Origin of the sequence: Streptomyces sp. NPDC093510, from assembly GCF_040683555.1 — a bacterium.
GTDB lineage: Bacteria > Actinomycetota > Actinomycetes > Streptomycetales > Streptomycetaceae > Streptomyces.
In genome coordinates, this window is record NZ_JBFBEE010000032.1 from 41,611 (window position 1) to 67,707 (window position 26,097).

Genomic DNA, 26,097 nt, shown 5'->3' on the forward strand with positions numbered 1-26,097 from the left:
CGGATACAGGGGGCGTTGGGGGGTCAGCCTTCGAGGGGCGGCCGCAGCATGTCGCTCAGGCCCGTCCCCTCGTCGTCCGCCGCCACCAGGGGGTCGTCGATCTGGACGGGGCCGGGCGGCGGTACGTACCCCTCCGTGAGCGTCCCTTCCTCGTTCACGCCGTGCCTCCCGTCGTCTCCAGAAGCGTCCGGTAGCTGATCGCCTTCGCCGTGAGGTCGCCGAGCGTCGCGTACTGGGCGGAGAGGCGTTCGTACTTCCGCTGCACGCCGTAGGCGGGGTCGACCGGAGCGTCGGGGGCCAGCCCCTCATCGGCCGGCACGCCGTTGTAGGCGGTGCCGCGCAGGGTGAGGGTCTGTTGCGGCGCGCTGCCCGCGGCATGCGTGGTGCGGATGCCGACCACCCAGGCGAGCGTGTCGAGTTCGGCGCCCGCGGTGTCGACCACCCGGACCACGTCGCCGAGCTGGATGCGCGGATCGTGCAGGACCTCGACGTCGCCGAGGAGCGGCACGGGGTAGCGGCCGGCGGTGAGCATGGCCTTCGACAGGGCGGAGGCGGTCTCGACCGTCTGCACCCAGTCGCCGGAGGGCGCCGTGTACTGCTGCTTGCCGTAGTACTTCTGACTGGTCGTGTTCCGCCACGCGTACGAGCGCAGCTTCGGGTCGGCCGATCGCTTGAGCGGCTGGAGCCGCACGGAGGGCTTGCCGTCCTTCGTGACCGTCCACACGCTGGCCGCACTGTGATTGGCGAACCGTACGGAGTACGTCGGCCCGTCCCGCCAGCAGCTCACCGTGACGTCGCCCTTGACCGACGTGCCACCGGTCTTCGCGGTGCCGAAGCGCACCTGGTGCCCCTCACCGGAGACGGAGTCGTCCAGGACGCCGGGCGGGCCGACCTCGGTGTCGTCCTCGGCCATGGCGTACTGCACGACGATCGCCGAGTTCGGCTTGATCTCCCGTACCACCGTGTCCTGGATCGGCTCGCCGACGACGGCCTTGATCCCGTTCCAGTCCTGGTAGGGCTGCTCGCAGTAGTTGCGGCAGGCGTCGATCTCCTCGGTGACGGTGAGCGAGGAGATGTCCCGGCGCGTGGTGACGGTGAGGTCGGGCACGGCCGGCACCGTGGTGAACCGCGAGGGGCCGCGCCAGCGGAACACGCCCTGTTCGTCGAACTCGGCGGTGGACATGCTGGCCCGGGCGATCTCGGTGATCACGTCCCACTGGGAGCCGGCCACCTTGGGGATGTCGTAGAGCGGCAGTTCGGGGGTGTCGAGGACGGCTCCCTTGGTCCATTGCCCCCGCTGCTCCCACTCCTCCCGCGGGTAGGTGGCGGTGTCGGCCCAGAGCCGGTCTGTGACCTGGAGGCACTCGACCGCCATGTCGGTCTTCAGGTTGACCTGATGCAGCTCGGAGATCGGCTGCCAGGCGATCTCCTTGTCGAAGGTGACCGTCTGGCCGTACCGGTACCTGCCGTCCGGCTGCGTGAGGCGGGGCTGCACGGTCGGGGCGACGACCGAGCCGGCCGAGGTCGTGTCCACCGTGAAGCCGAGGTGCCAGACCCCCCGCAGTGAGGCGAGCGTGTCGATGGGCCAGGGGTTCGTCGTCTGCTCGCCGACACCGTTCGTTCCGGATGTGATGTGCACCTTGCCGGTGGCGATGTCGAACGACGCCTTGATGTACCCGGTGCGCGTTCCGGCCTGGTCGAACACCGCCGACATCTCGATCATGTTGCCCCGCGCGAGCGCCGTGTTGACCCAGCACTCCACCTGGAAGACCTTGCCCGGCAGGGTGAACCGCGAGCGCGGCATCCACGACACCTCGAGACCGGCCGCCTTGGGCATCAGCGCCATCTCGAAGGGCGCGCCCTCGCGGATCCAGTCGTACGTCGACGGGCTCGGCACGTGCTCGGGCTGGCCGTGCGTCGCGTTGAAGCCGCCGTGCAGGGAGGCGTACAGCGCGGTGAACGGCTTCGTGTCGGCCGGGTCGATGTCCGGGGCCCGCGGCGGCGGGCAGCTGTGGATGCCGCCCTGGCGCAGGAGTTCGTCGACGCACCAGGTCGCGGTGGCGACGGGACGGCCCCACATGTAGCCGTGGTACGGCCGCGGCAACGACGCCGGGCCCCGCAGCCGCTCCGCCCCGTCCAGCGCCTGCACGGTGACGGTGTCGCTGCCGGACGCGGCGGTTCGCGAGCGGACGGTGCCGCGGAACGCGGGCACGGTGCGGCCGGCCGCCCCCGCCGTATGGACGACGGACTGGCCGGGACGTACGAGATCACCGGTGAGGCGGTCCGCCCAGGCCGAGTAGAGCCGCGGCGCGGGGACGCGCTCCGCGCCGCCGAGCAGCAGCTCCAGCTGGGCGGACGCGCTGCCGGACACGGCACGCATCGCCTCGGGGAGGTCCGTCGCGTACGCCCGCTCGACCTTCCACGACTGGACCTGCGGGCCGACCTCCTTGCCGCCGAGGCGGGTGGAGTGGGCCGGCACGCGTTCGGGTGTGGACAGGGCCCGGTCGAGGCCCTCGTCAGAGCGCTGCATCGCGGACCTCCACCAGGTCGAGGCTGACGTTGCGGTACGGCAGCCGGGCCGCGGGGACGTCCGTGTACGCCGTGACCGCCATGGCCGGGCAGCCGTCGCCGAGCGCCTGCGCGACGGGCTCCTCGCCGATGGTGAGGCAGCCGCCCGCGAGCCCGAACAGGCCGACGGCGCCGGGCCGTCCGACGGGTGTGGCGAAGGCGGCGCCCTCGGGGGCGGTGGCGGTGACGGAGGCGCCGACGGTGTGGCTGCTGCTGAGGAATTTGCCGTCCGCCGCCTTCCAGTCCAGCTGGGCGGTGGCGATGGCCGGGTCCCAGCCGTCCGGAAGCAGCCAGGACACGCGCATGCCCGGCACGACGGGCCAGCCGGTCCACACCCCGTGGATCCACCCGACCGCGGCGGCCGCGTCCTGGCAGTCGACGGTGGTGATGCCGTCCGCGTTGCGGGAGAGCGCGATGTCGCCGTTCATGGTGAACCAGTGGTCCCGGCCGCCGGAGATGTCCGACTGCCCGGCCGCCTGGTAGGGGTCGATGAGGTTGACGGAGGCGGGGTCGAGCACGACGAGCGGGCCCCGGCCCGAGCCGACGCGGCGGGCGAGCCGGACGAGGTGCTGGGCGTCCTCGGGCTCCAGCCACTCGAAGGAGAGCTTGAGACGGCGGATGGTGCGGGTGGGCGTGAAGGTCGTGACGCGCCCTTCGAGCGCCTTGAACTCGGTGACGTTGAGCTCGGCGGTGCGGTCCCAGCTCTTCGCCGCCTGACGGATCTCGCGGAGCCGGCCGGGGGCTCCGATCCACAGGTTCCGGGGCATGGGGTCCTCCTGTTCTGTTGTGGGGTGCGGATACGCGTACGCCTCAGCGGCGGGCGAGGGCACGCTGACCGCCTGATGTGGAGTGCGGATACGCGTACGCCTCAGCGGCGGGCGAGGACGCGCTGACCACCTGATGTGGGGTGCGGATACGCGTACGCTTCACCGGCGGGCGAGGGCGCGCTGGCCGCCTGTTGTGGGGTGCGGATACGCGTACGCCTCGGCGGCGGGCGAGGGCGCGCTGGCCGCCTGATGTGGGGCGCGGATACGCGTACGCCTCAGCGGCGGGCGAGGGCGCGCTGACCGGCGAAGACGGCGCGGGCGATGGTCTGCGAGTCGACGTCGACGTGCACGGGACGGTCGGCGATCCGCTCCATGGCCTCGGCGAGGCGGCGCAGGGCGGCGGTGTTGCCACCGCCGTTGGTGATCATGCGTTCCAGCCGGGAGAGCGGGATGACGGCCTCGCTCTCACCGGCCTCGCCGACGAGCGCGAGGGTGCCGCCGTTGCGGGCCTGCACGATGCCGCCCTGGGCGAGGTGCGGAACGGGCACGTGAAGGCGCGGGAACCCGAACGACTTCCCTCCCCACTTCGGCACCCAGCTCGGGATGGAGATCTTGATCCCGGCGAGGACGCCGAACACGCCGTTCAGGGCGGCGGCGAGCCCCTTGATCGGGGTCAGGATCAGATTGCCGAGCCCCTTGACCAGCGGCTTGATGAAGTCGACGGCCGCGCGGGTGCCGGACTTGATGCCCTTCCAGGCGGCGTTCATGCCTCGCTTGAGGGCGGCGGTCACCTTGTCCATCTTCACGAACTGGGTGATCAGCGGGGCGGCGAGCGTCATGATCAGCCCGAACGGGCTGGCCGCCATGGCGAGGTTGAGCCCCTTCTGCGCGACGCTCGCGCCCTTGAGCCCCTTGCCCATCTTGCCCATCGACTTGCCGCTTTTATCGGCGTTCTTGCCGGCTTTCCCGACGGACTTGTCTACGGCGTCGGCCTGACGCTTCACATCACGCAGGGCGGTCTTCGCCTTGTCGGCGGAACTGCGCAGCTTGTCGAGCGAACTCTTGAACTTGTCGGACCCTTTCCGGGCCTTCCCGAGGGACCCGTCGGCGGTACGGAGCCCGGAGTGCAGCTTCTTGACCGCGCTGTTGCTGTTGTTGGCGGACGTACGAAGCTTTCCCACCGCGGTGGCGGCGGATCCGCTCGACTTGCCGAGCTTGCCGACTGCGGTGGCTGCGGAACCGGTCGGCTTGCCCAGCTTGTTCACGGAACCCGCGGCGGAGCCGGTGGACTTGCCCAGCTTGCCGACCTGGGTGGCGGCCTGGCTCGCGGCGCCGCGCATGCGGCCGAGTTGAGTGGCCGCGGTACTTATGGACTTGTTCAATGCCATGGGCTTCTGCTCCTCAGTTCTTCCACTCCTCGCTCCCCGCGTCAGAAGCGGGAATTGAGCCGGGTGATCTCGTCGTTCAGCTGCTGAACAGTGGCGCGGGTCTGAGTCGCCTCGCGGCGCAGCGCTTCGACCTGGCTGCTCCGCAGCCCTTCGAGCTGACGGTTCTGCCGGTTACTGGTCTGCCGAAGATCGGAGATATCGGCCTTGCGGGCGATCTTGCGGTTGAGCTCGCGGGACACCTCCGTGACGCGCTGGTCCACACGGTCGGCTTTGGTGGCTGCCTCTGTGGCTTTTTGCTTGGCTTCTGCACCGGCGCGCTTGAGCGACAGGGGATCCTCTCCATTGCGCTCGAGGCGCTTCTTTTCGAGGTGCGAGAGCAAATCCCACTCAAGATTGATCAGTTTCGCGCCGGCGGAAAACAGAGTGCCCTCAGCGGATACACCTGTGAGTGAGCCGGAGGCTCCCGTCGCCGTGCCGGCCGCGCCTACCGTCTCGGCCTTGGCCCAGCCGTGTTCGAACTTTGTCGTGAACTCCTGGATCTGACTCTCGAGGTCTGCGACTCTCTCCTTGAGTGGCTTTACAGAACCTTCACTCATGTCCTTTACCTCCCGAAAGGTTGTTAAATGCCTGGAGCGTCTTCAGGGCTCTTCTCCGGCCGCGGCAAGTCCGAATTCGACGTCCCGCCCGCCCTGACCGGGCGCCCTCTGCTCGCGGAGGCATGGGGCAGGTTCCTCGGGAAGTCGTTCGATGTCGAAGGCGACCGCACGGCGGGAAACATGGTCCGCCGGGAATACATCGGCGGTTCGGGGTGGGGGACAGAGCGGTCCCACATCGTGATTCCTCCGCACTATTCCCGGCTAGCGATCACCAACGGCATTCACAATCCGAAGCGTTGGAACATATCCATCGGCGAACTGTCGACGGCGCCCGGGATACAGACCGAAAACTCGGGAACCGCCTCCCGCGTGTACGCCTACCACGGAGATGAGACCGAGGCGAAGGTCGAATTTGAAGGACATGGAGCCGTGTGGTTCTACAGCTTCCAGTGGTCCGACGGGCGGGAACTCATCTCCCACACCGACAAGTTCCGCGGAGCAATCGTCATCCCTGGCCCCGGCCTCATCGCTGTGGGCAGCGGCAACACGGGGGAACCGGGGTGGGGCACCCTGCCGCCCTGGAAGATGACTCTGCGCCCGGCGTGACCGCCCGCTTGCCCTCGGAAACCGCTTCAGGAGAAGAAGGCGGCCAGCTGGCCGGCCGTCGGCTTGGGGTCGGCAGGGGCGGGCGGCTGTTCGCCCCCGGCGTCCGGGAGAAGGTCCGCGCCCGGGCGCGCCAACGGCGTCGGCGGGTCCAGGGCATCCGCGTCCTCGTCCTGGTTGACCGTGGCGAACATCCAGTTGGCCTGCGCCAGTTGGTCCACCGCGTGGGCGAGCAGGTAGTCCCCGACCGACCACTCCGCCGCCTCCCCCTCCGTCTCCCGCGCCACCGCCCCGTCCCCCGGCAGGTGCCGGATCAGGGTCGCGAGGCGGCGGGAGGACAGGCGGCCGCGGTGCCAGTCCAGGAGGTCGAGGCCGTAGAAGCGGAGCAGGTCGGCCTCAAGAGCCTCGGCGTGTTCGTCGACGAACACGCCGAGGCTCAGCCTTCCCCCAGGCCGAGCCCGGTCTCCTTGCCGTACGCCTCCAGGATCGCCGCGATGTCCTGCATCGTGACCTCGTGCCGCTCGAAGCGGGCGTACTGCCGCTCCCCCAGGAGGAGTTCGAGCAGGCCGTCCACGTCGTTGTCGTCGAGGTCACGGAGCTTGCGCGCGGTCGCGCGGGTCAGTTCGGTCGGCAGCTCGAAGCTGTCGGAGTCGAGCTCGAAGGTCCAGGCCCGGCCGAGCGCTTCGAGGCGCTGGGCGCGGGCTGCGTTGACGTTGAAGCCGGACACGGTTCTCTCCTTGGGCAAGGCGACGCCCGGCCGTGCTGGGGGCACGGGCCGGGCGTCGCTGGGATCCTATGCGGTCGCGCGCAAGCGCAACCGGCGATTTCGCGCAATCAATCAGACGGGGAGCGAAGTGAGTTGCTCCCTGTCCTGTCCCCTTACGAGTAGGACGAGGCCAGTTCCTTGAAGCGGAAGCTCGCCAGCGGGGCGTTGTCGTCCTTGGCGAGCGCCGTGAACGTCACGCCCAGCTTCACCGCACCGGTACGGGTCAGGCCGATCTCCTCGGTCTCGGTGACCTGACCGCGCGGCACCACGAAGCGGTACTTCGCCGCGCCGTCCGTGAACTCGATGCCGAGCGCACGCTCGTCCGGCGCCGGGGTGTTGGCGAGGTCGTACGTGAACTCCTTCAGGTCACCCTCGGCCTGCGCGTCGATCGTCGCCGGCGGAGTGGTCGCCGCCTTGACCTCGCCACCGCCCATGAAGAAGGCCAGGTTCGCCTTGTTCAGCTGCAGCAGCTGGAACTTCACGGTGAGGTCGCGGTCGGAGTAGATGAACCGCGCCGGGCTCACCGACTGCCAGGTGTCGACCGGGTCGATCTTGTCCTTCTTGTTGAACTTGATGCCGTCGGTCGTGGTGTAACCGAGGTCCGTCCACTTCGCCTTGTCCCAGTCGTTGGCGATGGTGGCCGGGGCTTCGGCCCCGACCGGCGCGATCAGCACCCGTCCGGTACCGGCGACGCGGATTTCCTTGCCGTTGTTGCCTGCCATGCGAACTCCTCAGATCTCAGTTGTCTGTCGGTACGACGAAGGCCCCGCCGGGTGGCAGGGCCTGAGGGGTGAAGCTGCGAGGTGGCGCTACTCGGGACGGATCGAGATCCGTACCGTCGACAGGTAGCGGTTGCCCGCCGGGCGGTTGTAGTCGGGCAGCCAGCGCGGCCCGTCCGCCTCGGCGACGTCGGTGACGACGGCCCCGCCGTACGAGGTGCCGGCCAGTTCGAGCACACAGGCACGGGCGGCGAGGGAGATGCCGTGCGCGGTGGTCTTGTCCGGGCCGTAGACCTCGAAGTCGAGCAGCGGCTGGTCGAGATGCCGGTCGTCGACCCACGCACCGCCGACGCGGGAGACGAGGACGGCCTTCTGGGTGCCGTCGAACCCGGCGGGCGGCTTGTTGTCGACGACCGAACCGGCGAGCTCCGCCCGGTTCTTGAGGAAGTCGACGACGAGCCGTTCCGCGTCGGGAAAGGTCAGGATGGACACATGGACACTCCCTGTCATGAGAAGGGAAATGAGTGTGGGCAACACAAAGCGGCAGGTCCGCCGCCCCGGTGAGGGGCGCAGCTCTGCCGCTGCTTCAAGTGTGATCCAGGGGCCCGTATCCCGCAACTGAACTCGGGGAGGGGCGGATTGGGGCTGTCCAGGGGCCGGTCGGGAGGCCGGTCAGTGGCCGATTGGCAGTACGCACGGAGGGCCCCGCACCGACCGGTGCGGGGCCCTCTTCCGGGTCCGTCACTACGACTTCGTACGCCCTACTCCTACGCCGACGCCGACGCCGACGCCGACGCCTACACCTACGCCTGGCCGTACCGCCCGCGCGCTCCGGACGGAGCGCTCCGCGGCGAACACGTCCTCCAGGCGGTACATCGCCCGCCGCCCCTGCCGCCCCGCGGCCTTCAGGTGTCCGAGCTGCACCCACTTGCGGATGGTCGCGGGCGAGACGTCGGCCTCGGTGGCGGCGAGGTCTCCCGTGATCAGCGGCGTGTTCATGCCGTCTCCTCCTCGTCGAGCACGTGCCGGCAGGGTGGATTCACACACATCGCGACGCCGCGTTCGGGAAAGGCGCGCAGCGAGACGCAGTCGCAGGCCGGGCAGCGCCCGGGGAGCCGCACCAGCTGCTCGGGGTCACCGAGGGCGCGGGCGCAGCGACGGGACATGCGGCGGGTCTCCTCCTCGACGTGGGCCGCCAGGTCGGGCATGTCCCGGAGGGCGTCGAGGAGTTCGGCGAGCCGGCGCAGGCGTACCGGCACGGGGGCCGCGGCGATGCGGCGCAGGCCGAGCCGGTCGCGTACGGCCTCCTCCAGTTCGACCACCCCGTCACCGATGTCGCGGAGGGCGTCGGAGACGTAGAGGCGGACCGGCGCGACGGCGGACGCGGCCGGGCCGCCGCCCCGCACCTCGCGGTAGGTCCGTCCCGTGCCGGGCGCCAGCTCCTCGATGAGCAGGGGGTACTGGCGCTGGAGCGCGTCGATCCAGAGGGCCGCTCGTTCGACCGGGGTCTGGGTGCTCATCACGGCCTCCCCGTGGCCGACTTGCGGGGCTTGACCTCGCGGCCGTTGCGCCAGAGCCGTCCGCCGCTGACGCCGTCGAACCAGGTGTGCGAGGGATCGACGATGGCTTCGCACTCCCGCCGGATCGGGCACTGATTGCAGGCGCGCAATACCGGCGCCGCCTCGGCGGGGGTCCGGGTGAAGACGTACTGCTGTGGGAGATCCACGCAGGCGGCGTTTCGGCGCCAGTCGAGAGCTTCGTCCGAACGATCCCGGATATTTCGTGTGTCAGGAAACGCGCTGTTCAGAGCAGGTGCGAGGAGAACCGTCCGATGAGACATGCGCAGCCCCTCCGCGGGTATGCGAACATAAGTTCGAAGACGTGGATGCGTGATCAGAGTTCCACGCTGCGTGCGCATGCGCAACTAAAAACGGAGGGCCGCGAGATTGGAGGGAGAGGAAGTGGTGGCTTGAAATGTGCTCGACGCCCGCCTGCGCGGGATCTTCACAACAACGTGCGAGCGCGCACATATTTTGGTGCGCGCGCGATCGGTACGCTCGCCCTGCGACGAGGGGAGAGCGACGACATGGTGTCCAGCCCGCGGGCCAGCGCCCGCAGCGACCAGGTGTACCGACCCGGGAGCGGTCACGATCCGGGCCGCGAGAGCCACCGGGAGACCGGCCGGGAGAGCCACCGGGAGAGTGGCCGGAATCGAGCGGACGAACTGGAGGAGTTCGCCGAGTGGATCGAGGGCGTGATGCGCGAGCGCGGCTACGACATCGACAGCCCGCGCGGTGGCGGCAAGTCGAAACTGGCGGACGACGCGGGTGTGCACCGGGCCGCGGTCAGCCGCCTCATCCAGCGGCAGAGCATGCCCGACCTCGAGACGATGCGCCGCCTGGCGGCCGTGCTCGGGGTGCCGCTGCGGGACATGCTGATCCGCTCCGGCCGGCTGTCCGAGAATGATCTGCCGATCGCGGCCGCCCGGGGCGGTGACACCGATGCCCCCCGACTGCTGAGCCCCGAGGAAGCGGCCCGGAGAATGGGGGTGCCTCAAGAACTGCAGGCGGTCTTCGTGAGAGTCACGAAGGCGTTCCTGCCGCAGGTCGAGTAGTCGAGAACAGCAGGGGGCCGACTTACGCAGCCCGGGGGCGCAGAGGGAGTGCGAACATGCCGACTGACGAAGCGGAGGGGCCGTCCGGAGGCCCACGCCGTCGCGGTGCGGGAGGCCGCGATCCGGGACGCCACAGTGCGGAGCACCACGGCACGGGACGCCACGGCGTCCAGAGCGGGACGACCGCGTCGGAAGAGCTGGCCTTCCTCGTCGGCGGGCTGCTGATCGAACTCGGGGCGAAGATCCAGGAGGCCGGGGTCGACGGCGTCCGGATTCTCACCGAGGAGGAGGCGCAACTGACGCAGTTGCGCTGGTTCCGCGAGGGCTGGGCGGAGCACGCCCGCGCGACGGAGCACGCTCGCGCGGCCGACGTCGGGACCGATGCGGGGGCCGCTGCGGGGGGCGCCGCAGGGGGCGCTGCGGGGGGCGATTTCGCAGAGCCGGCCGGACACGCGGAGCCGGCCGGACACGCGGAGCCGACCGGACACGCGGAGCCGACCGGACACACGGAGCCGGCCGGACACGCCGACGTAGAACCGTCGCCCGCCCCCTCCACCTCACCTGCCTCACCTACCTCACCCACCCCGTCCGTCTCACCCCCCTCCTCCGCGAGGCTGTTCCAGTTTCCCGCCGGGCCGCCGCGGGGCGCGCACCCTCTCCCGATCGTGGGCACGGACGAGGCCCGCGGAGCACGGGACTTGATGTCGCACAGGCCCCGCAGGCGCCGGGAGGACCCGCCGAAGCGCCCGGATGCCGGACCCGGCCCGGACGACCCGCGCTGAACCCCCTCGGCCGACGAGGGCACCCCACCAGCAAGCCCCCCCCCCCGCCGACCAGCCGGAACTCCCGACCGGCCGGAAGAACACCCGTACAACCCTCGCGCCCCTACGAAGGTCTCCAGTGCGCCGAAGCGGCACGCCGTAGAGCCGCCGCCGCCCGGCACCCCTTTGGACACGAGGCGCCCGATCACGGGCGCCCCGACTGCCTCCGCAGGAGAACCGCATGCCCAAGAAGTTCCGTACGGTCCTGGCCGGCGCCGCCACCGCCGCCCTGACCGGCTCCCTGCTCGCCGCCGCATCGGCCCCGGCCGGCGCCGAGCCCGCCCAGGGAACGGGCCAGGTCCGCGCCGACTTCAACGGCGACGGCTACGGAGACCTCGCGATCGCCGCCCCCGTCGCCAAGATCTCGGGCAAGACCGGCGCCGGTTACGTCGCCGTCGTCTACGGCACCGCGAGCGGCCTCGACACCTCCAAGCGCACCCTGCTCAGCCAGGCCACCGCCGGCATACCGGGCACGCCCGAGAGCAGCGAGTACTTCGGGGACCGGATGACCACCGGCGACCTCGACGGCGACGGCTACACGGACCTGGTCGTCGGCGTGCACGCCGAACACATCGGCTCCACCGACGAGTCCGGCGCTCTCACGGTCGTCTGGGGCGGCGCGGGCGGGCTCAAGACGGCGACGGACATCACGTCGCCCCTGCCCGGGAACCGCCACGAACTGGGCTGGTCCGTGGCCACCGGAGACTTCGACGGCGACGGCGTGACCGACCTCGCCGCCGCCAACCTCGCCCTGCCCGAGCTGAACGTCTTCAAGGGCCCGATCTCGCGCACCGGCAAGGCCGCGGCGCTCACCGCCGTCGACACGTCCGGCGCCACCGGCATCAACGCCGACGAGATCGTCGCGGGCGACGTCAACGGCGACGCGGCCACGGACCTGCTGGTCATGGGCCAGGAGGAGCACGGCGCCGGCTACCGCACCCGCAGCGTCCTCTACAAGGGCGGTACGACGATGAAGCCGGCCGGCAAGGTCGCGGGCGGCTACGCCGCGGCGATCGCCGACGTGGACAAGGACGGCTACGGCGACATCGTCACCGGCAACTTCATGGAGAAGTCGACCGACGAGCCGAACGGCGGCACCGGCGGCGCGGTCACCGTCACCTACGGCGGCGCGAGCGGCCTGAGCAGCCGCACCCCCGTCCGCATCACCCAGGACTCCGCAGGCGTCCCCGGCGCCGCGGAGAAGGGCGACGCCTTCGGCCGGAGCCTGTCGGCGGGCGACACCAACGGCGACGGATACGCCGACATCGCCGTCGGCGTGCCGTCCGAGACCCTGGGCTCGGCGAAGAAGGCCGGTTCCGCCGTCGTCCTGCGCGGCTCGGCGAACGGCCTGACCGGCACCGGCGCGAAGGCGTTCTCGCAGAGCACCGCGGGCGTGCCCGGCACCGCGGAGACGATGGACTTCTTCGGCAGCACGGTCGAGCTCACGGACTCCGACAACAACGGCCGCGCCGAGCTCGTGGCGGGCGCGTACGGCGAGAACGACGGTGCCGGTTCCGTCTGGCTCTTCAAGACCACCGCTTCCGGAACCACCGCGACCGGCACGAAGTCGGTCAGCGGCACGGGACTCGGCGGCCCGACGGGCGCGGCCTACTTCGGCGACGTACTCGAAGGCTGACGTCCCGCCGCCGGCCCGCAGGGGGCGGACGACTAGGGTCGCTGGAGCAAATGGCGTTTTCGGCGTTTTCGGCGGTATCTGTGGGCGGTATCTGTGGTGTCGGTGGTGTCGGTGGTGTCACGCCTGGCAGGCCGGTGCCGGGACGCTCTGCTCCATGAGTGGCGGAACGTCGTCATGGGGCCGCTGCGCGGGCTACGGGAGCGCGGCCCCCTCGGCGTCTCGGTGGCCCTCTTCGCCACCGTCGCCGTGATCGGCCTGCACGAGTTCCAGCAGACCGCCGCCGGTGCGGACGTGGTGCGTGTGCTCAGCGAGGTGCGGGCGGACCAGCCCGTCTGGCTCTCCCTGCTGCGCACGCCCGTATCGGTGTTCGTGCCCGCGGCGGATCTGCCCGTGTGGGGCGGGCTGCCCCGGCTGTTCCTGGCGTTCGCGCTCGCCGAGCTGCTCTTCGGGCGCGTACGCACGCTGATGGTGGCGTACGCCGTCACGCTCGCCGGGACCTTCGCGGCGCGCGTGATGGTCGCCCTCGGGCCCGACCGGCTCGGGCTCCCCGCGGATGCGGCGCACGCGGTGGACACGGGCACGTCCGCGGCGATCGTGGGCCTCTTCGCCTACACGGCCGTGGTGCTGCGGGCGCCGGTCCTCTTTCTCGCCGCGGTCGTCCCGACGGTGTCCGGTTCGTTCGCCGATCCGGATCTGGCGGGCCGCGAACACCTGGTCGCCGTGGCCGTCGCGATGCTCCTCGCCACCCTGCCCCACCGGCTCTCCCACCGGCTCTCCCACCGACTTTCCCACCAACTCTCCCATCGACTTTCACACCGCATCGTCCGCCCGTTGTCAGTGGCCGCTGCCACAATCGACGGCAGTCGATCAACCACGGTCGACGTCGATCAGGTCGCTGACGATCGGGTCGCTGAAGATCGGGAGGCCGGTCATGGCAGTTGTCGACGCGGGAAACGCGCTGGCCGTCGAGGTGACCCGAGCGATCCGCGCCGGTGACGTGACCGCGCTGCGGAAGCTGCTCGACGCGCATCCCGGCCTCGCCGCCACGGGGATCAGACAGGAGGGCGAGGCCGCGGGGACCCGCAGCCTGCTGCACCTGGCCACGGACTGGCCCGGACACCTCCCCTCCGCGCCCGAGGTCATCGCCACCCTGGTCGCGGCGGGCGCCGACCCGAACGCCCGGTTCGTCGGCGCGCACAGCGAGACCCCCCTGCACTGGGCCGCGAGCAACGACGACGTAGCGGCGCTCGACGCCCTCGTCGCGGCCGGCGCGGACATCGAGGCGACCGGGGCGGTGATCGGGGGCGGCACACCGCTGGCCGACGCGCGCGGCTTCGGACAGTGGCGGGCGGCGCGGCGGCTCCTCGAACACGGGGCACGGACTACGTTGCAGGACGCGGCGACGCTGGGCCTCCTCGACCGTGTCACGGCGTTCGTGGAAGGCGGGACGGAGCGAGCGGAGGGGCTGGCAGGGGCGGAATCAGGGCCGCCCGACGCCGACGACATCACCAGCGCCTTCTGGGGTGCCTGCCACGGCGGGCAGTTGGCCACCGCGCGCTATCTGGCGGGACGGGGCGCCGACCTCGACTGGATCGGCTACGACGGCATGACGCCCCTGGACATCGCCGAGGCGTCGGGCGCGGCGGACGTAGCGGGGTGGCTGCGCGGACAAGGCGTGCGGACGCGGACGGAGTCGCCGTGAGCCGGCTGCCATGACCTGGGGGACAACTCGGCGACCGCCCCCTTCCCCTTCCCCTTCCCGTCTGCCCCCGCACGACAGGGGGCCTGGCACCACCCCCGAGACACCATGTCGCCGTATGCCGCCGGAGCGGCGGATCGGAGAGTGTGGAGGACGTCAGCACGGCACGTCCCCTCCGCCCCTCCCCTCCCCACCGCGACGAATTCGAGGCCGCCATGAGCACCGGCACCAGCACCCATCCCAGCACCGGCACCGGCACCCACGCCTCGCCGCTGCCGTACACGACTTCGGCTTCGGCTTCGGCTTCGACTTCGGCTTTGACTTCGGCGCCCGGATTCTGGCGCGCGCCGTTCTCCGCCGTCACCTTCCGGGAGATCGGATACGTGATGCTCTCGCTGCCCGTGGCGATCGCCGGGTTCGTCTACGCCGTGACCATGTTCTCCCTCGCCGCGGGCCTGCTCGTCACCGTGATCGGACTGCCCGTCCTGGCCGCGGCGCTGGCGGGGGCGCGCGGGCTCGGTGCCGTCGAGCGACGTCGGGCCCGCGTGAGGCTCGGGCTGGAGGTCGCCGGTCCCCGGGCGCTCGACGTGCCGCGGGGCGAGGGCCGGTGGGCCGGGATCAGGGCCCGGCTCGCGGACGGGGCAGGCTGGCGGGCGCTGCTGTTCCAGCTGGTCATGTTCCCCTGGCGCGTGGCGAGTTTCGTCCTGACGGTGACGTTCCTCGTCACCGGCTGGGTGGTCGCGCTGTTCCCCACGTACTCCTGGGTCTTCCACCGCTACGTCGGCTGGCCCGGCTACCGCGTCTACGACTTCACGTCCGGCGGCGAGCGGCACCAGTACTACATCACCTCGCCCGCCCAGATCGCGGCGGTCTCCCTCGTCGGCGCCGTGATCCTCTTCCTCACCCCGAAGCTGGTCCGCGCCCTGACCGGCGTCGACCGCGCGGCGGTCCGCTCACTGCTCGGCTGAGCGGGACCCTGAACAGGGACGCGACGGCACTCATCCGGCGGCGGGCAGGGCGAACGCACCCCGACGTGGTCGTACGCGAGGTCAGGAGCCCCGAGCCGATCGGATCGACCCACGCGGCGGTACGCGCCGCGTCACCGGCCCGGCTCACGCCGCGCGCACTGCCGAAGGCGTTGCGGGCGGCAGCCGGGAGCGCTCACGCGGGCGCGGCAGAGGAGTCCGCCTCCCCGCCCGCCTCCCCGGCGGAAGACGCGCAAGGTTCCACCTCCTCGGCAGAGGACCCGGCCGGAAGGGCGTCCGGGTCCACGGGGGCCGCGTAACAGCGCAGAGCGACCCGCTGCCCCGGCTGCCACTCCTGCTCCACGACGGACAGCAGCTGCCACCCCAGGCGTTCGTAGAGCGTGGCCGCCGACTTGTCGGAGGACACCACGTCCAGGACGGGATGCCGCCCGCGCGCCCGCGCCTCCCGCGCGACCCGGCGCATCAGAAGGGCGCCGATGCCATGCCCGCGTGCGTCCGGCGCGACGAAGAGGCGGTTGACGACCGCCGCACACTCGGCCCCCCGGCCCGCGCGCTCACCCCACAGACCCGGCGCCACGTCGCCCGCCCCCGGACGGGCAAGCCCCACATGCCCGACGACGCGCCCGTCCAGCTCGGCCACCCAAGCGCCGAGAGGGCCGTCCCCTTCAAGCCAGTCACCGGCCTGCTCCGGCCAGTTGACGGGATACCCGTCCGCCTCGTGCACGGCCGCGAGCACACCGACGCACGCCTCCAGATCGCGCTGGCCGGAACGTCCCCGCACCCGAAGGACAGGATGGCCGTCGGCCGCGTCGGCGACACAGTCTCGCTTCATCCGAGCATCGAATCACAGCCACGGGGACGGTACGGCCCGCACGCCCAAGTCGACGGAACGGCTCACGCGTCGTCCGCCGCCGTCTCCTCGGCCTCCCGCAGCAGCAACGCCGCGAGAGCGAGCGCCGTGCCGTGCGCCGAGGCCAGGTCGAGCCCGGTCAGCGACGAGACGCGGGCGATCCGGTTGTCGACCGTGTTCGGATGCAGACCGAGCCGCCGGCCGGTGGCCCGCCGATCCTGCCGCAACTCCAGATGAGCACGCAGCGTCTCGACCAACTCGGGCCGTCCGGCGAGCGGTTCGAGCAGCGCGGCTATCCGCTCGCTGCCCGCACTGGGCCGCGACAGGTGATACTCGAGCAGGACGTCGTCGAGCCGGTGCGGGCCCGGCGGCCGCCCGCACGCACGGGCCACCCGCACGATCTCCTCGGCCGTACGGGCGGCCTCCGGAATCCCGCCGACCGAGTCGGCGACGGCAGCGGCGAGACGCACACCCGGCCCACAGAACTCCCTGAGCGCTGCCCCCAACTCCCCCGGCACCTCCACGACATCGCGCCCCGGTACGACGGCGTGCCCGCCCGCCCCGCCCAGAAGCGCCGGCACCCCCACGCCGAAAACCCGGTCGAACGCGGCCTGCAACCGCCGCACGAGGCGCCGCACGGCGACGGACCGCTCATCCCGCACCGCCACGGGCAGACACACAAAAACAACGAGCGCGCCCTCCTCGAACGCCTCCACCCCCGTCCCCCCACCCACACCCTCCAACAAAGCCCGAGCCAACGACCTACGCTCCTCCCGCCGTTCGGCCACGATGGCCGCCTGCTCGTCGAGGTAGGTCTCCGTCACGGCGGCGACGATGCGTTCCTGCGCGGCGAACAGGTAATCGCTCAGCTCCGCGAGCGCGGCCTCCTCACCCGGCAGGGTCACATCACGCAGCGCGCGCCACAGCTCGTGCGTACCGACACAGTGGGTGCCGAGCAGCAGGTGCAGGGGCATGCCCTCGTCCGCTCGCTGGGCGGCACGCTCCCTGAAGTACTCGTAGTCGCCGGGCCCGGCGTCAGGCGAAGCCACCCGCTCCAAAAAGAGCCGCAGCCCGTACCTGGCGGTGGCGGCGATCTCGACGTCCTTCACATCCGCCGGCAACTCGTCATAACCCGGCAGCCGCGGAAAGGCGTCCCGGGTCATTCGCCGTGCCAACGAGTTGACGCCCACCCCGCACCGAGCAGCCACCCGCCGAGCCACAACCCCCGGCCCACCCCCCTCACCCTCCCCATCCACCATCCCCTGATCCTCCCTCCCCACCCGTTTCCCCGCGACGCCCCGCGGGAGTAGGGGCGGGCGGGTGGGGTGTCCCCCGCGACCCCCTGCCGGGGTAGGAGCCCCAAGCCCGCCGCTTCGCGGCGGATGTATCCCACCCACCCACCCGTTTGCCCCGCGACGCAGCTGCCAGGTAGGAGCAGGAGGGGGGCAACCCCCCACCGGGCCGCAGCCGCGCAACCGGCCGGAGGGGACGTGGGGGTATGTGCGCACGGAGCACCAAGCACACTCTGGCGTCTTTGGACTTGAGGCGTGACGCAGGGATAGCGAGTACGTACATACCCCCGCGGCCCCGCCCCACAACGCAACAGCAGGCGCAGACCGGCACCAAGGGAGACCCCCACGCCACGCCCCAGCAAGTACGGTCAGGCGAGCGTGACCAGGTCCCTGTAGGAGGGGCTCCACAAGTCCTCGTCGCCGTCCGGCAGCAACAGCACCCGATCCGGACGCAACGCGTCAATCGCCCCTTCGTCGTGCGTCACCATCACAATCGCCCCCGGATACGTCCCCACAGCCCCCAGCACCTCCCCCCGCGACGCCGGATCAAGATTGTTCGTGGGCTCGTCGAGCAGCAGCACGTTCGCCCCCGAGTGGACGAGCCCGGCCAGCGCGAGCCGCGTCTTCTCCCCGCCGGAGAGCACCCCGGCGGGCTTGTCCGCGTCGTCCCCGCCGAACAGGAACGCTCCCAGCACCCGCCGCACCTCCCCATCGGTCAGATGGGGAGCCGCCCCCGCGAGGTTCTCCCGCACGGTCCGCGCCCCGTCCAACGTGTCGTGCTCCTGCGCGAAGTATCCGAGCCGCAGTCCGGGCCCGGCGACGACCCGCCCCGCATCCGGGCGTTCACGCCCGGCGAGCAGCCGGAGCAGCGTCGTCTTGCCGGCTCCGTTGAGGCCGAGGACGACGAGCCTGCTGCCCCGGTCGACGGCCAGGTCGACGCCGCGGAGCACGTGGTGGGACCCGTACGCCTTCGCCAGTCCGACCGCCCCGAGCGGCATCCGCCCGCACGGCGCGGGCTCGGGCAGCCGGATCCGCGCGACCTTCTCGCCCCGCCTCACCGGCTCCGTCCCGGCGAGCATCCGCTCGGCCCGCCGCTCCATGTTCTTCGCGGCGGTGGCGGTGGCGACGTGCGAGCGCATCTTGTCGGCCTGGGCGCGCAGCGACGCCGCCTTGCGTTCGGCGTTGGCGCGTTCCCGGGTGCGCCGCCGCTCGTCCGCCGCGCGCTGCGCGAGGTAGGCGTCCCAGCCGGTGTTGTGGACGTCGATGACCGCGCGCCGTGGATCGAGGTGGAAGACCCGGTTGACCGTGTCGGCGAGCAGTCCGGTGTCGTGGCTGATGAGTACGAGACCGCCCGGGTACCCGGCGAGGTAGCCGCGCAGCCAGCCCACCGAGTCGGCGTCGAGGTGGTTGGTCGGCTCGTCGAGGAGCAGCGTGTCGTGCTGCGAGAACAGGATCCGCGCGAGCTCGACGCGGCGCCGCTGGCCGCCCGACAGGTCGCCGACGGGCTGGTGCAGGGCGCGCTCGGGCAGCCCGAGCCCCGCGGCGACGCGGGCGGCCTCCGCCTCCGCGGCGTAGCCGCCCCGCGCCTGGAACCGGTCGTCCGCCCGCGCGTACGCGGCCATGGCCCGCTCCTGCGCCGCGGGGCCCTCGGCCGCCGCCATGGCGGCCTCGGCGGCCCGCAGCGCGGTGACCGCCTCGTCCAGTCCGCGGGCGGACAGGATGCGGTCGGTGACGGTGACGGCGGGGTCGGCGGCGCGCGGGTCCTGGGCGAGGTGGCCGACGGAGCCGGCGCGGGTGACGGTGCCGTCGGCGGGGGACGCCTGTCCGGCGAGGATCTTCATCAGGGTCGTCTTGCCGGCGCCGTTGCGCCCGACCAGGCCGACGCGGTCGCCGGGGGCGATGTGGAAGGAGACGCCGGACAGCAGGAGGCGGGCGCCGACGCGCACGTCGGCGCCTCGTACGGTGATCATGAGGTAACGCTCCGCAATAGCGAATGGACACACGGGTGGCGTGGAGGCGTGTGTCCTGGCTAGGAGATGCGGGGCGTAGACATGTCCTCCACGCTAGCGAACCCTCTGGGCTCGCTGCATCCCGATTTCCCTCTCGTACCGCGTCGTGCTTCCCGGATTGCGCTGCGCTCCCCGTACTGCGCTGCGCTTCCCCACCCGCGCTGCGCCGTGCCCGTCCGCGCGGGATCATCGAGCCATGGACGTGACCCTTCACCTCGCACAGGACCCGGAGGCCGACGAACTTCTCGGCCGCAGTCCGCTGGCCGCGCTCATCGGCATGCTCCTGGATCAGCAGGTCCCCATGGAGTGGGCGTTCGCGGGGCCACACACGATCGCTACGCGGCTGGGCTCGGATGATCTCGATGCGCACGAGATCGCCGCGTACGATCCCGACGCTTTCGCGTCGGTCCTCTCCACCAAGCCGGCCGTGCACCGGTATCCCGGCTCGATGGCGAAGCGGATTCAGCAGCTCTGTGCGTATCTGGTGGAGCACTATGGGGGTGATCCCACGGGTCTGTGGCGGGACGTGGCGACTGGTGGCGAACTCTTGAAGCGGCTCAACGACCTGCCCGGCTTCGGGAAGCAGAAGGCGCAGATCTTCCTGGCCCTGCTCGGCAAGCAGCTGGGCGTGCGTCCGGAGGGGTGGCGGGAGGCGGCGGGGGACTATGGCGCCGCCTCGGCGTATCGCTCGGTGGCGGACATTACGGGGCCGGGGTCTCTGCGGAAGGTGCGCGCTCACAAGCAGGAGCTGAAGGCGGCTGCCAAGGCGGCGGCGAAGTAACTTTTGCCTGCGCGTGCGCGCGGGTCTGCGCCTGCTGTTCTGTGGGGCGGGGCCGTGGGGGTATGTACGTACTCGCTATCCCTGCGTCGCGCCTCAAGTCCAAAGACGCCACAGTGTGCTCGGTGCTCCGTGCGCACATACCCCCACGTCCCCTCGGGACGCGTTTGCGGCTGCGGCCCGGTGGGGGGTCGCAGCCTCTCCTGCTCCTACCTGGCAGCTGCGTCGCGGGGCAAACGGGTGGGTGGGTGGGATACATCCGCCGCGGAGCGGCGGGCTCGGTGCCCCTACCCAGGCAGGACGTCGCGGGGCAACGGCCCCCAGACCCTCGCGCGTCGTAGGCCATGAGGGCGGATCTCGGCGCTCGGTGGTCGGGGGGCGGGGGGTTCGGGGAGATGGGGGACATGAGTGTTCCGGAGCCGTCACGTCGCCACGTCGCGTGGCTTCGGGTGGTGTTCACTCTGCTCGCGGTTCTTCTCGCCGCGTTCACCGTGGGGCCCGCCGCCCAGGCGAGTCCGGCTCCCCCGGCCGCCCTCGCCATGGAGACCGGGGGCGAGAGCCAGGCGGACATCACTGAGGCGGCGCTGCGGCTTCCCACCCGGCATGCCACTCGTCTGCCCACCAGGCGGAACCGTGCCCAGGGCCGGGGGTGCCGTGTGCCGTCGGCCGGCCCGTGTCCCCGCGGTCCCCATCCGTACGTTCCTGCCCCGCGCTCGGTGGTTCTGCGCTGCTGACAGGGGAGCGCATGCGCGCGAATCCCCGAATCCCGCCAGTACAAGCGCCGAGCACCGCAGATCAGCACGGATCACCACAGGCCAGCTCAGGCCAGCTCAGCTCAGGTCGGTGCAGCTCAGTGCAGATCAGCAGCGCAGATCAAGGACACCCCCATGCCGATGGACCCCTACGCGGCCCTCCAGGCCCTTCTCCGTGCGGAAGCCGCACGTACCACCCACTCCGAGGCCCCTCCCACCGCCACGAAACCCGAGCGCGACGCAGCGGACAGTCGCCCGCGCGAGGAGAGTCAGAGGCGTACCGAAAGGCGCTGACAGGGCTCGCTCGTCGAGGACGGCCCGGCGCGTATCGCGCTCGCTCAAGGCGCCCCCGCCAGATCCAGCGTCGGCGGCGGGCCGTTCCGAAGTCCGGGGCGGAGGCCTCTCGTCCCCGTTGCGTACCCACGGATGGGCGACGCCTCCTCGGGCGCCTCCTCGGACAGCGCACCCCCGGACAGCGCCCCCTCAGACAGCGCGCCCGCGCACAGCGCACCCCCGGAAACCTTCGTCTCGTCCGTCATCCCGGCGACAGGCGCAGACTCGTTCGGGCGGTTCGCATGACCCGGCATGGGCGGATTCGGCTGGCTCTCGCTCACTTCGGGCCCTGTTCCGGCTGACGCGTTCCCGGTTTGCCTCACCTTGAGGCGGTATTTCCCGGACTCGCACTCCGTCGCCATGGCTGCGCCCGGAGAGCCTTGCCCGGTAGGCTTTCCGTGTGATCTTCAAGCGCATCGGAAACGGCCGGCCGTACCCCGACCACGGCCGGGAAAGCACCCGGCAGTGGGCGGACGTCGCGCCGCGCCCGGTCCGCCTCGATCAGCTCGTGACGACCAAGGGCCAGCTCGACCTCGAGACGCTGCTCGCCGAGGACTCCACGTTCTACGGCGACCTCTTCGCGCACGTCGTGAAGTGGCAGGGCGACCTCTATCTGGAGGACGGACTGCACCGCGCGGTCCGCGCCGCGCTCCAGCAGCGCCAGGTGCTCCACGCCCGCGTGCTCGAACTGGGCTGACGCTCCCGCTCCCCCGCCCGAGCGGCCCCGGTGCCGCATTGGCCCTTTTGGGTTGGAGTGGGCCGCGGGCGTTGATCATTTAGTAGGCATCGCCGCCCGGCCGCACTACGCTGCGCCCATGAGCATGCTCACTCCCCCCGGCATGGGCGGCAAGTACCGCATCACGGGGGACAAATACCCACGGATGCGCCGCCCCAGCGGTCGCCGCAGGATCGCGCTCGCGGTCGTGGCGTCCGCCACGGTGGTGGGGCTGTTCGGCTGGGGCACACTGCAGCTCATCGACGTCTTCACGGGGGGCGACAAGGCGTCGGCCGCGTCCCGCGCGACCGGTGGCTGCGACCGCGGCCGGGCCGCGGACGCCACGGTCCCGAAACCGAAACCGAAGGCGCTGCCCCGGCCGGGGCAGATCACCGTCAACGTCTTCAATGCCACGCCCCGCGGCGGCCTGGCCAAGAACACCGCCGACGAGCTGAAGAAACGCGGCTTCACCATCGGCGAGGTCGGCAACGCGACGAAGGCGTACGACAAGAAGGTGAAGGGCATCGGGCTGCTGCTCGGTGCCGGGGCCGCCGCCGACACCGCGATCCCCGTGCTCGGCACGCAGCTCGCCGGCGCCGAGCGCAAGGCCGACGGCCGCAAGAACGGCGAGGTCGACCTGGTCATCGGCACACAGTTCAAGAACCTGGCCAAAAAAGAGGACGCCGACAAGGCCCTGGCCGCGCTGGCCAAGCCCAAGCCGACGTCCACGTCGTCCGGCGAGAAGAACTGCTGACTACTCCGCGGTCCCGTACATCCGGTCGCCCGCGTCGCCGAGGCCCGGCACGATGTAGCCCTGCTCGTTGAGCCGCTCGTCGACCGAGGCCGTCACGACCGTCACCGGCGTCCCCGCCAGCTCGCGCTCCATGATCTCGACGCCCTCCGGGGCGGCGAGCAGCACCACGGCGGTCACGTCGTCGGCGCCGCGCTTGATGAGCTCACGGATCGCCGCGACCAGTGTGCCACCCGTGGCGAGCATCGGGTCGAGGACGTACACCTGGCGCCCGGAGAGGTCCTCCGGCATGCGCGTCGCGTACGTGGATGCCTCCAGGGTCTCCTCGTTGCGGATCATGCCGAGGAAGCCGACCTCAGCGGTCGGAAGCAGCCGGACCATGCCGTCGAGCATGCCGAGACCGGCGCGCAGGATCGGCACCACCAGCGGGCGCGGGTGCGACAGCTTCACGCCGGTCGTCCTCGTCACCGGGGTCTCGATGTCGACCTGCTCGGTGCGCACGTCCCGGGTGGCCTCGTACGCGAGCAGGGTGACCAGCTCGTCGGCGAGGCGCCGGAAGGTCGGGGAGTCGGTGCGCTTGTCGCGCAGCGTGGTGAGTTTGTGCGCCACCAGCGGGTGGTCGACGACGTGGATCCGCATGACATCAACAGTAACCGGGCGGGAGCCCCTCTCTCCTCGCTGGCATCAACCCCGCCGACGGAGGGAAGGTGGGGACGTACGGACTGAGGTGGTGTGGCCCATGGCGGAACGCAAGCCGGAAGACGAGACGGACGCCGAGCGGCGCAGGCGCCGCGCCCAGTTCCTGCGCGAACGCACCGAGGCCATCGAGCTCCGGGACCGCGTGAAGCCGCGCCGCGCCCGGGCGGCACGCATGCGGCAGCAGATGCGCATGCGTACGTTCCGCTGGTAGTCGGCCGCCCCGTGACAGGCCCCGCGGGTGCCGGGAAGAACGCGACGCGGAACACAGCGGCCGGAAGACCTCTCCTGACGGCGTCGTTTCTGCCACGATTCCGAATGGGCGGGGCTCGGCACCAGCGTTCCCCGCTCCCCGACCTCGCCGGGGGGACCCCAAAACCGCCAACCGGCACCGCTTATGACCAGTGGGAGAGTCACGGTGTACTTCGCCGCACTGCTCGCGCGCACCGAAGACGGGTGGGAAGCGAGCGACACGGAGCTCGACGATGTGGAGACCCTGTCGGATCTGGCCGACCTGGCCCGTGAAGCCACGGTCGATTACGACGACGACACAGTGCTCGTCTTCATCGAACAGGAAGGCGCGTGGTTCGGCGTCGTCCGCGTGGACGGTGAGGAGGACCCCCGTATCTACGTCTCGGACGCGGCCGCGGCCGCCCGCAGCTCGTACGGGGAGATCCTGCTCACCGACGAGATGCTCGGCCGCGATCCGGACGACGACAGGGCGGTCGACCTGGACGCCCTCGATCTCGACGGCACGGAGGACGGCGAACCGGAGGCGTCCGACGCCGAACCGGACGCCACCGACGAGACCCCCGGCGCCTCGGGGGTTCCGTCCGGGCCGCTCGGGGACACGGGAATCCTCGCCGACCTCGGCGTGCCCGAGAAGGATCTGCTCGGTCTGGAGGCCGGCGACGCGCTCAACGACATCGCCGACGTCCTCGGAGCGGCGGAGGTGCTCGAGACCGTCCGCTAGGTTCCCCGTGTGACCGACCCGACCTGCCACACCACCGAGACCGATCCCGTACGCGACCGCTGGCGGGCGCCCATGCGGCTCGCGCTGGCCGAGGCCGAGCTCGCCGTCGGGGGCGGTGACGTCCCCGTCGGCGCCGTCGTGCTGTCCCCGGACGGCACGACGGTGCTCGCCACGGGGCACAACGAACGCGAGGCCGTCGGCGACCCCACCGCGCACGCGGAGGTGCTCGCCCTGCGCAGGGCCGCCGCCGCGACCGGCGAGTGGCGGCTGACCGGCTGCACCCTCGTCGTGACGCTGGAGCCGTGCACGATGTGCGCGGGCGCGCTCGTACAGTCACGCGTCGACCGGGTCGTCTACGGCGCGCGCGACGAGAAGGCCGGAGCGGCGGGCTCCCTCTGGGACGTCGTACGCGACAGGAGGCTCAATCACCGCCCCGAAGTCATTCACGGCGTCCTCGCGGACGAGTGCGCCGCGCAGCTGACGGACTTCTTCCGCAAGCGCTGAGAGCCTGGCTTCGAAGCGGGGCCGGGAGGGGCGGCGCATTCGGGGCCGGGAGGGGCGGCGCATACGGATTTCTGTCCTCGGCCCACTTTGGGCTAGAGTTCCTCTCGGTAGCGTGTCCGAGCGGCCGAAGGAGCTCGCCTCGAAAGCGAGTGAAGGGTAACCCCCTTCCGTGGGTTCAAATCCCACCGCTACCGCTCTTGACACGAAGGGCCCGTCCAGCCGAGCTGGACGGGCCCTTCGTCGTTCCCCTCGGGGGTATGGACGCTCGGGGGTATGGACGCTCGGGGGTATGGGCGGGGGAAGCGGCATCGGGGGGACCAGCCGCTCCCCCCGACGAGAACCAGGCCCTCGGTCAGCGCCGCCGTCAGGGGGGAAGCAGACGGCGCGGACCCCGCAGTGGAGCCGGTCCCATGCCCCGCGGATTCCTGCCAGATCCGCCGGGCTCACCCTCAATGCTGCGCCCGGCGCCACCCGTGGAGCGCGGGCAAAGGGCCTCTGCTGCCGGGCCGTTGGTCCCTAAAAGCCCAGTGAGTACGGTCCGGGTTAGACTCACCGCCGTCACAGAGGTCACACGGGGCGCGGCAAGGGGAGGGCCAGATCGTGGCAGTGCAGTGGAAGAAGCTCGGCCTCTTCGCGGTGGTCGTCTTCGTGCTCTATGTGATCATCACCGACCCCGCCAAGGCCGCCGACTATGTGCAGATAGGGTTCGAGGGCGTCTCGAGCGCCGCTCGGAGCATCGGCGACTTCATGACGTGGGTCGCCAACGGAGGCAAGGACTGAGCGGCCGCCGAGGCCGTCAGGCCCCAGCCCTCTCCAAGGAGTGCCCGTGATCCGCCATCTGGTCCTCTTCAAGCTCAACGACGGCGTGCGACGCGACGAGCCGCGCGTGATCGAGGGCGTCAAGGCCTTCCGCGCCCTCGGCGAGCAGATCCCGGAGCTGACGTTCTGGGAGTGCGACTGGAACATCACCGACCGCCCCATCGCGTACGACTTCGCCATCAACTCGGCGGTCGAGGACACCGATGCGCTGAAGCGGTACATCGAGCACCCGGCCCACCAGGCGGGCGTCGCGCTGTGGCGCGAGTTCGCGACGTGGGTGATCGCGGACTACGAGTTCTGAGCCACGGGGGCGCTGCAGCTCCCGAACGGCCCCGCACCGCAACGGTGCGGGGCCGTTTCGCGTCCCGTCGGCCCATCGCGCCCCTCAACACGGAGTGAACGGGTGCTTGCACACAGTGCACATGTCTTGTGATGCTATGACCGCTTTTGACGGATGAGTTG

Annotated in this window: 31 protein-coding genes and 1 tRNA gene; 16 read left to right on the forward strand and 16 right to left on the reverse strand. The window is 71.2% G+C overall.

What is annotated here, in order from left to right; genetic code table 11:
* Positions 1–23: 23 nt before the first annotated feature.
* The 5 genes from AB0N81_RS36080 to AB0N81_RS36100 all read right to left on the reverse strand — a co-directional run bounded on the left by AB0N81_RS36080 (position 24) and on the right by AB0N81_RS36100 (position 5,319).
* Positions 24–158, reverse strand: a complete 135-nt coding sequence (locus AB0N81_RS36080; RefSeq protein ID WP_365366067.1) for a hypothetical protein — start codon at positions 156–158, stop codon at positions 24–26.
* On the reverse strand, positions 155–2,530 hold the full coding sequence (locus AB0N81_RS36085; RefSeq protein WP_365366069.1) for a hypothetical protein: 2,376 nt from the start codon (positions 2,528–2,530) through the stop codon (positions 155–157). Before AB0N81_RS36085 ends, AB0N81_RS36080 begins: the two co-directional genes overlap by 4 nt.
* Positions 2,517–3,335: a hypothetical protein gene (locus AB0N81_RS36090; RefSeq protein WP_365366071.1), complete on the reverse strand. Its 819-nt coding sequence runs from the start codon at positions 3,333–3,335 to the stop codon at positions 2,517–2,519. The genes AB0N81_RS36085 and AB0N81_RS36090 overlap by 14 nt, the downstream gene beginning before the upstream one ends.
* A gap of 275 nt (positions 3,336–3,610) precedes the next feature.
* Positions 3,611–4,723, reverse strand: coding sequence for a hypothetical protein (locus AB0N81_RS36095; protein ID WP_365366073.1), 1,113 nt, complete (start codon positions 4,721–4,723; stop codon positions 3,611–3,613).
* Between the two features lie 41 nt (positions 4,724–4,764).
* Entirely contained in the window at positions 4,765–5,319 is a 555-nt protein-coding gene (locus tag AB0N81_RS36100; RefSeq protein ID WP_365366075.1) for a hypothetical protein, read from the reverse strand.
* A 27-nt stretch (positions 5,320–5,346) separates the two neighbouring features.
* Here AB0N81_RS36100 and AB0N81_RS36105 point away from each other — a divergent pair, with 27 nt between their 5' ends.
* Positions 5,347–5,925: a hypothetical protein gene (locus AB0N81_RS36105; protein WP_365366077.1), complete on the forward strand. Its 579-nt coding sequence runs from the start codon at positions 5,347–5,349 to the stop codon at positions 5,923–5,925.
* A gap of 26 nt (positions 5,926–5,951) precedes the next feature.
* On the opposite strand, the gene AB0N81_RS36110 is transcribed toward AB0N81_RS36105, so the two are convergent.
* The 7 genes from AB0N81_RS36110 to AB0N81_RS36140 form a co-directional block, all read right to left on the reverse strand.
* Positions 5,952–6,350 carry a hypothetical protein gene (locus AB0N81_RS36110; protein WP_365366079.1) on the reverse strand — a complete coding sequence of 133 codons (399 nt, stop codon included), beginning with the start codon at positions 6,348–6,350 and terminating at the stop codon, positions 5,952–5,954.
* 8 nt (positions 6,351–6,358) lie between these two features.
* Positions 6,359–6,649, reverse strand: a complete 291-nt coding sequence (locus AB0N81_RS36115; RefSeq protein WP_365366081.1) for a hypothetical protein — start codon at positions 6,647–6,649, stop codon at positions 6,359–6,361.
* A 152-nt stretch (positions 6,650–6,801) separates the two neighbouring features.
* The gene (locus AB0N81_RS36120; RefSeq protein ID WP_365366083.1) at positions 6,802–7,410 is read right to left on the reverse strand and encodes a phage tail protein; all 609 of its coding nucleotides are present in this window, start codon (positions 7,408–7,410) and stop codon (positions 6,802–6,804) included.
* An 87-nt stretch (positions 7,411–7,497) separates the two neighbouring features.
* On the reverse strand, positions 7,498–7,917 hold the full coding sequence (locus AB0N81_RS36125; RefSeq protein WP_365366085.1) for a hypothetical protein: 420 nt from the start codon (positions 7,915–7,917) through the stop codon (positions 7,498–7,500).
* A 234-nt stretch (positions 7,918–8,151) separates the two neighbouring features.
* The gene (locus AB0N81_RS36130; RefSeq protein ID WP_365366087.1) at positions 8,152–8,406 is read right to left on the reverse strand and encodes a helix-turn-helix domain-containing protein; all 255 of its coding nucleotides are present in this window, start codon (positions 8,404–8,406) and stop codon (positions 8,152–8,154) included.
* On the reverse strand, positions 8,403–8,927 hold the full coding sequence (locus AB0N81_RS36135) for a hypothetical protein (protein WP_365366089.1): 525 nt from the start codon (positions 8,925–8,927) through the stop codon (positions 8,403–8,405). Before AB0N81_RS36135 ends, AB0N81_RS36130 begins: the two co-directional genes overlap by 4 nt.
* Complete coding sequence (locus AB0N81_RS36140; protein ID WP_365366180.1) at positions 8,927–9,214, reverse strand: WhiB family transcriptional regulator; 288 nt, start codon at positions 9,212–9,214, stop codon at positions 8,927–8,929. The genes AB0N81_RS36135 and AB0N81_RS36140 overlap by 1 nt, the downstream gene beginning before the upstream one ends.
* Before the next feature lie 450 nt (positions 9,215–9,664).
* Between AB0N81_RS36140 and AB0N81_RS36145 the strand changes: the two genes are divergently transcribed.
* The 6 genes from AB0N81_RS36145 to AB0N81_RS36170 all read left to right on the forward strand — a co-directional run bounded on the left by AB0N81_RS36145 (position 9,665) and on the right by AB0N81_RS36170 (position 15,145).
* On the forward strand, positions 9,665–10,021 hold the full coding sequence (locus AB0N81_RS36145; protein ID WP_365366183.1) for a helix-turn-helix domain-containing protein: 357 nt from the start codon (positions 9,665–9,667) through the stop codon (positions 10,019–10,021).
* 56 nt (positions 10,022–10,077) lie between these two features.
* Complete coding sequence (locus AB0N81_RS36150) at positions 10,078–10,803, forward strand: hypothetical protein (RefSeq protein WP_365366091.1); 726 nt, start codon at positions 10,078–10,080, stop codon at positions 10,801–10,803.
* Positions 10,804–11,023: 220 nt separating this feature from the next.
* On the forward strand, positions 11,024–12,478 hold the full coding sequence (locus AB0N81_RS36155; protein ID WP_365366093.1) for an FG-GAP-like repeat-containing protein: 1,455 nt from the start codon (positions 11,024–11,026) through the stop codon (positions 12,476–12,478).
* Between the two features lie 114 nt (positions 12,479–12,592).
* Positions 12,593–13,474, forward strand: coding sequence for a hypothetical protein (locus AB0N81_RS36160; RefSeq protein WP_365366095.1), 882 nt, complete (start codon positions 12,593–12,595; stop codon positions 13,472–13,474).
* Entirely contained in the window at positions 13,410–14,180 is a 771-nt protein-coding gene (locus AB0N81_RS36165; protein WP_365366097.1) for an ankyrin repeat domain-containing protein, read from the forward strand. The genes AB0N81_RS36160 and AB0N81_RS36165 overlap by 65 nt, the downstream gene beginning before the upstream one ends.
* Positions 14,181–14,494: 314 nt before the next feature.
* Positions 14,495–15,145 carry a sensor domain-containing protein gene (locus AB0N81_RS36170; RefSeq protein WP_365366099.1) on the forward strand — a complete coding sequence of 217 codons (651 nt, stop codon included), beginning with the start codon at positions 14,495–14,497 and terminating at the stop codon, positions 15,143–15,145.
* A gap of 193 nt (positions 15,146–15,338) precedes the next feature.
* On the opposite strand, the gene AB0N81_RS36175 is transcribed toward AB0N81_RS36170, so the two are convergent.
* From AB0N81_RS36175 to AB0N81_RS36185, 3 genes are all read right to left on the reverse strand, one after another.
* Positions 15,339–15,995, reverse strand: a complete 657-nt coding sequence (locus AB0N81_RS36175; RefSeq protein ID WP_365366101.1) for a GNAT family N-acetyltransferase — start codon at positions 15,993–15,995, stop codon at positions 15,339–15,341.
* A gap of 62 nt (positions 15,996–16,057) precedes the next feature.
* Positions 16,058–17,176, reverse strand: a complete 1,119-nt coding sequence (locus AB0N81_RS36180; protein ID WP_365366103.1) for a helix-turn-helix domain-containing protein — start codon at positions 17,174–17,176, stop codon at positions 16,058–16,060.
* Between the two features lie 497 nt (positions 17,177–17,673).
* The gene (locus tag AB0N81_RS36185) at positions 17,674–19,275 is read right to left on the reverse strand and encodes an ABC-F family ATP-binding cassette domain-containing protein (protein WP_365366105.1); all 1,602 of its coding nucleotides are present in this window, start codon (positions 19,273–19,275) and stop codon (positions 17,674–17,676) included.
* Between the two features lie 235 nt (positions 19,276–19,510).
* Between AB0N81_RS36185 and AB0N81_RS36190 the strand changes: the two genes are divergently transcribed.
* The 3 genes from AB0N81_RS36190 to AB0N81_RS36200 all read left to right on the forward strand — a co-directional run bounded on the left by AB0N81_RS36190 (position 19,511) and on the right by AB0N81_RS36200 (position 22,646).
* Positions 19,511–20,095 carry an HhH-GPD-type base excision DNA repair protein gene (locus tag AB0N81_RS36190; RefSeq protein ID WP_365366107.1) on the forward strand — a complete coding sequence of 195 codons (585 nt, stop codon included), beginning with the start codon at positions 19,511–19,513 and terminating at the stop codon, positions 20,093–20,095.
* 1,482 nt (positions 20,096–21,577) lie between these two features.
* Positions 21,578–21,874 carry a type II toxin-antitoxin system VapB family antitoxin gene (locus tag AB0N81_RS36195; protein ID WP_003955420.1) on the forward strand — a complete coding sequence of 99 codons (297 nt, stop codon included), beginning with the start codon at positions 21,578–21,580 and terminating at the stop codon, positions 21,872–21,874.
* Positions 21,875–21,992: 118 nt separating this feature from the next.
* Complete coding sequence (locus tag AB0N81_RS36200) at positions 21,993–22,646, forward strand: LytR C-terminal domain-containing protein (protein ID WP_365366109.1); 654 nt, start codon at positions 21,993–21,995, stop codon at positions 22,644–22,646.
* Here AB0N81_RS36200 and upp read toward each other — a convergent pair whose 3' ends face one another.
* Entirely contained in the window at positions 22,647–23,282 is a 636-nt protein-coding gene (gene upp, locus AB0N81_RS36205; protein ID WP_223775558.1) for a uracil phosphoribosyltransferase, read from the reverse strand.
* A gap of 100 nt (positions 23,283–23,382) precedes the next feature.
* Here upp and AB0N81_RS36210 point away from each other — a divergent pair, with 100 nt between their 5' ends.
* From AB0N81_RS36210 to AB0N81_RS36235, 6 genes are all read left to right on the forward strand, one after another.
* Positions 23,383–23,553: a hypothetical protein gene (locus AB0N81_RS36210; protein ID WP_365366111.1), complete on the forward strand. Its 171-nt coding sequence runs from the start codon at positions 23,383–23,385 to the stop codon at positions 23,551–23,553.
* Positions 23,554–23,757: 204 nt separating this feature from the next.
* Positions 23,758–24,312: a hypothetical protein gene (locus AB0N81_RS36215; RefSeq protein ID WP_365366113.1), complete on the forward strand. Its 555-nt coding sequence runs from the start codon at positions 23,758–23,760 to the stop codon at positions 24,310–24,312.
* Between the two features lie 72 nt (positions 24,313–24,384).
* Positions 24,385–24,816, forward strand: coding sequence for a tRNA adenosine(34) deaminase TadA (tadA, locus tag AB0N81_RS36220; RefSeq protein ID WP_365366185.1), 432 nt, complete (start codon positions 24,385–24,387; stop codon positions 24,814–24,816).
* A gap of 106 nt (positions 24,817–24,922) precedes the next feature.
* Positions 24,923–25,010, forward strand: a tRNA-Ser gene (locus AB0N81_RS36225).
* 406 nt (positions 25,011–25,416) lie between these two features.
* A complete protein-coding gene (locus AB0N81_RS36230; RefSeq protein WP_365366115.1) occupies positions 25,417–25,596 on the forward strand; it encodes a hypothetical protein in 180 nt (59 codons plus the stop codon).
* Between the two features lie 46 nt (positions 25,597–25,642).
* Positions 25,643–25,936 carry a Dabb family protein gene (locus AB0N81_RS36235; protein WP_125513835.1) on the forward strand — a complete coding sequence of 98 codons (294 nt, stop codon included), beginning with the start codon at positions 25,643–25,645 and terminating at the stop codon, positions 25,934–25,936.
* The last annotated feature ends 161 nt before the right edge of the window (positions 25,937–26,097 follow it).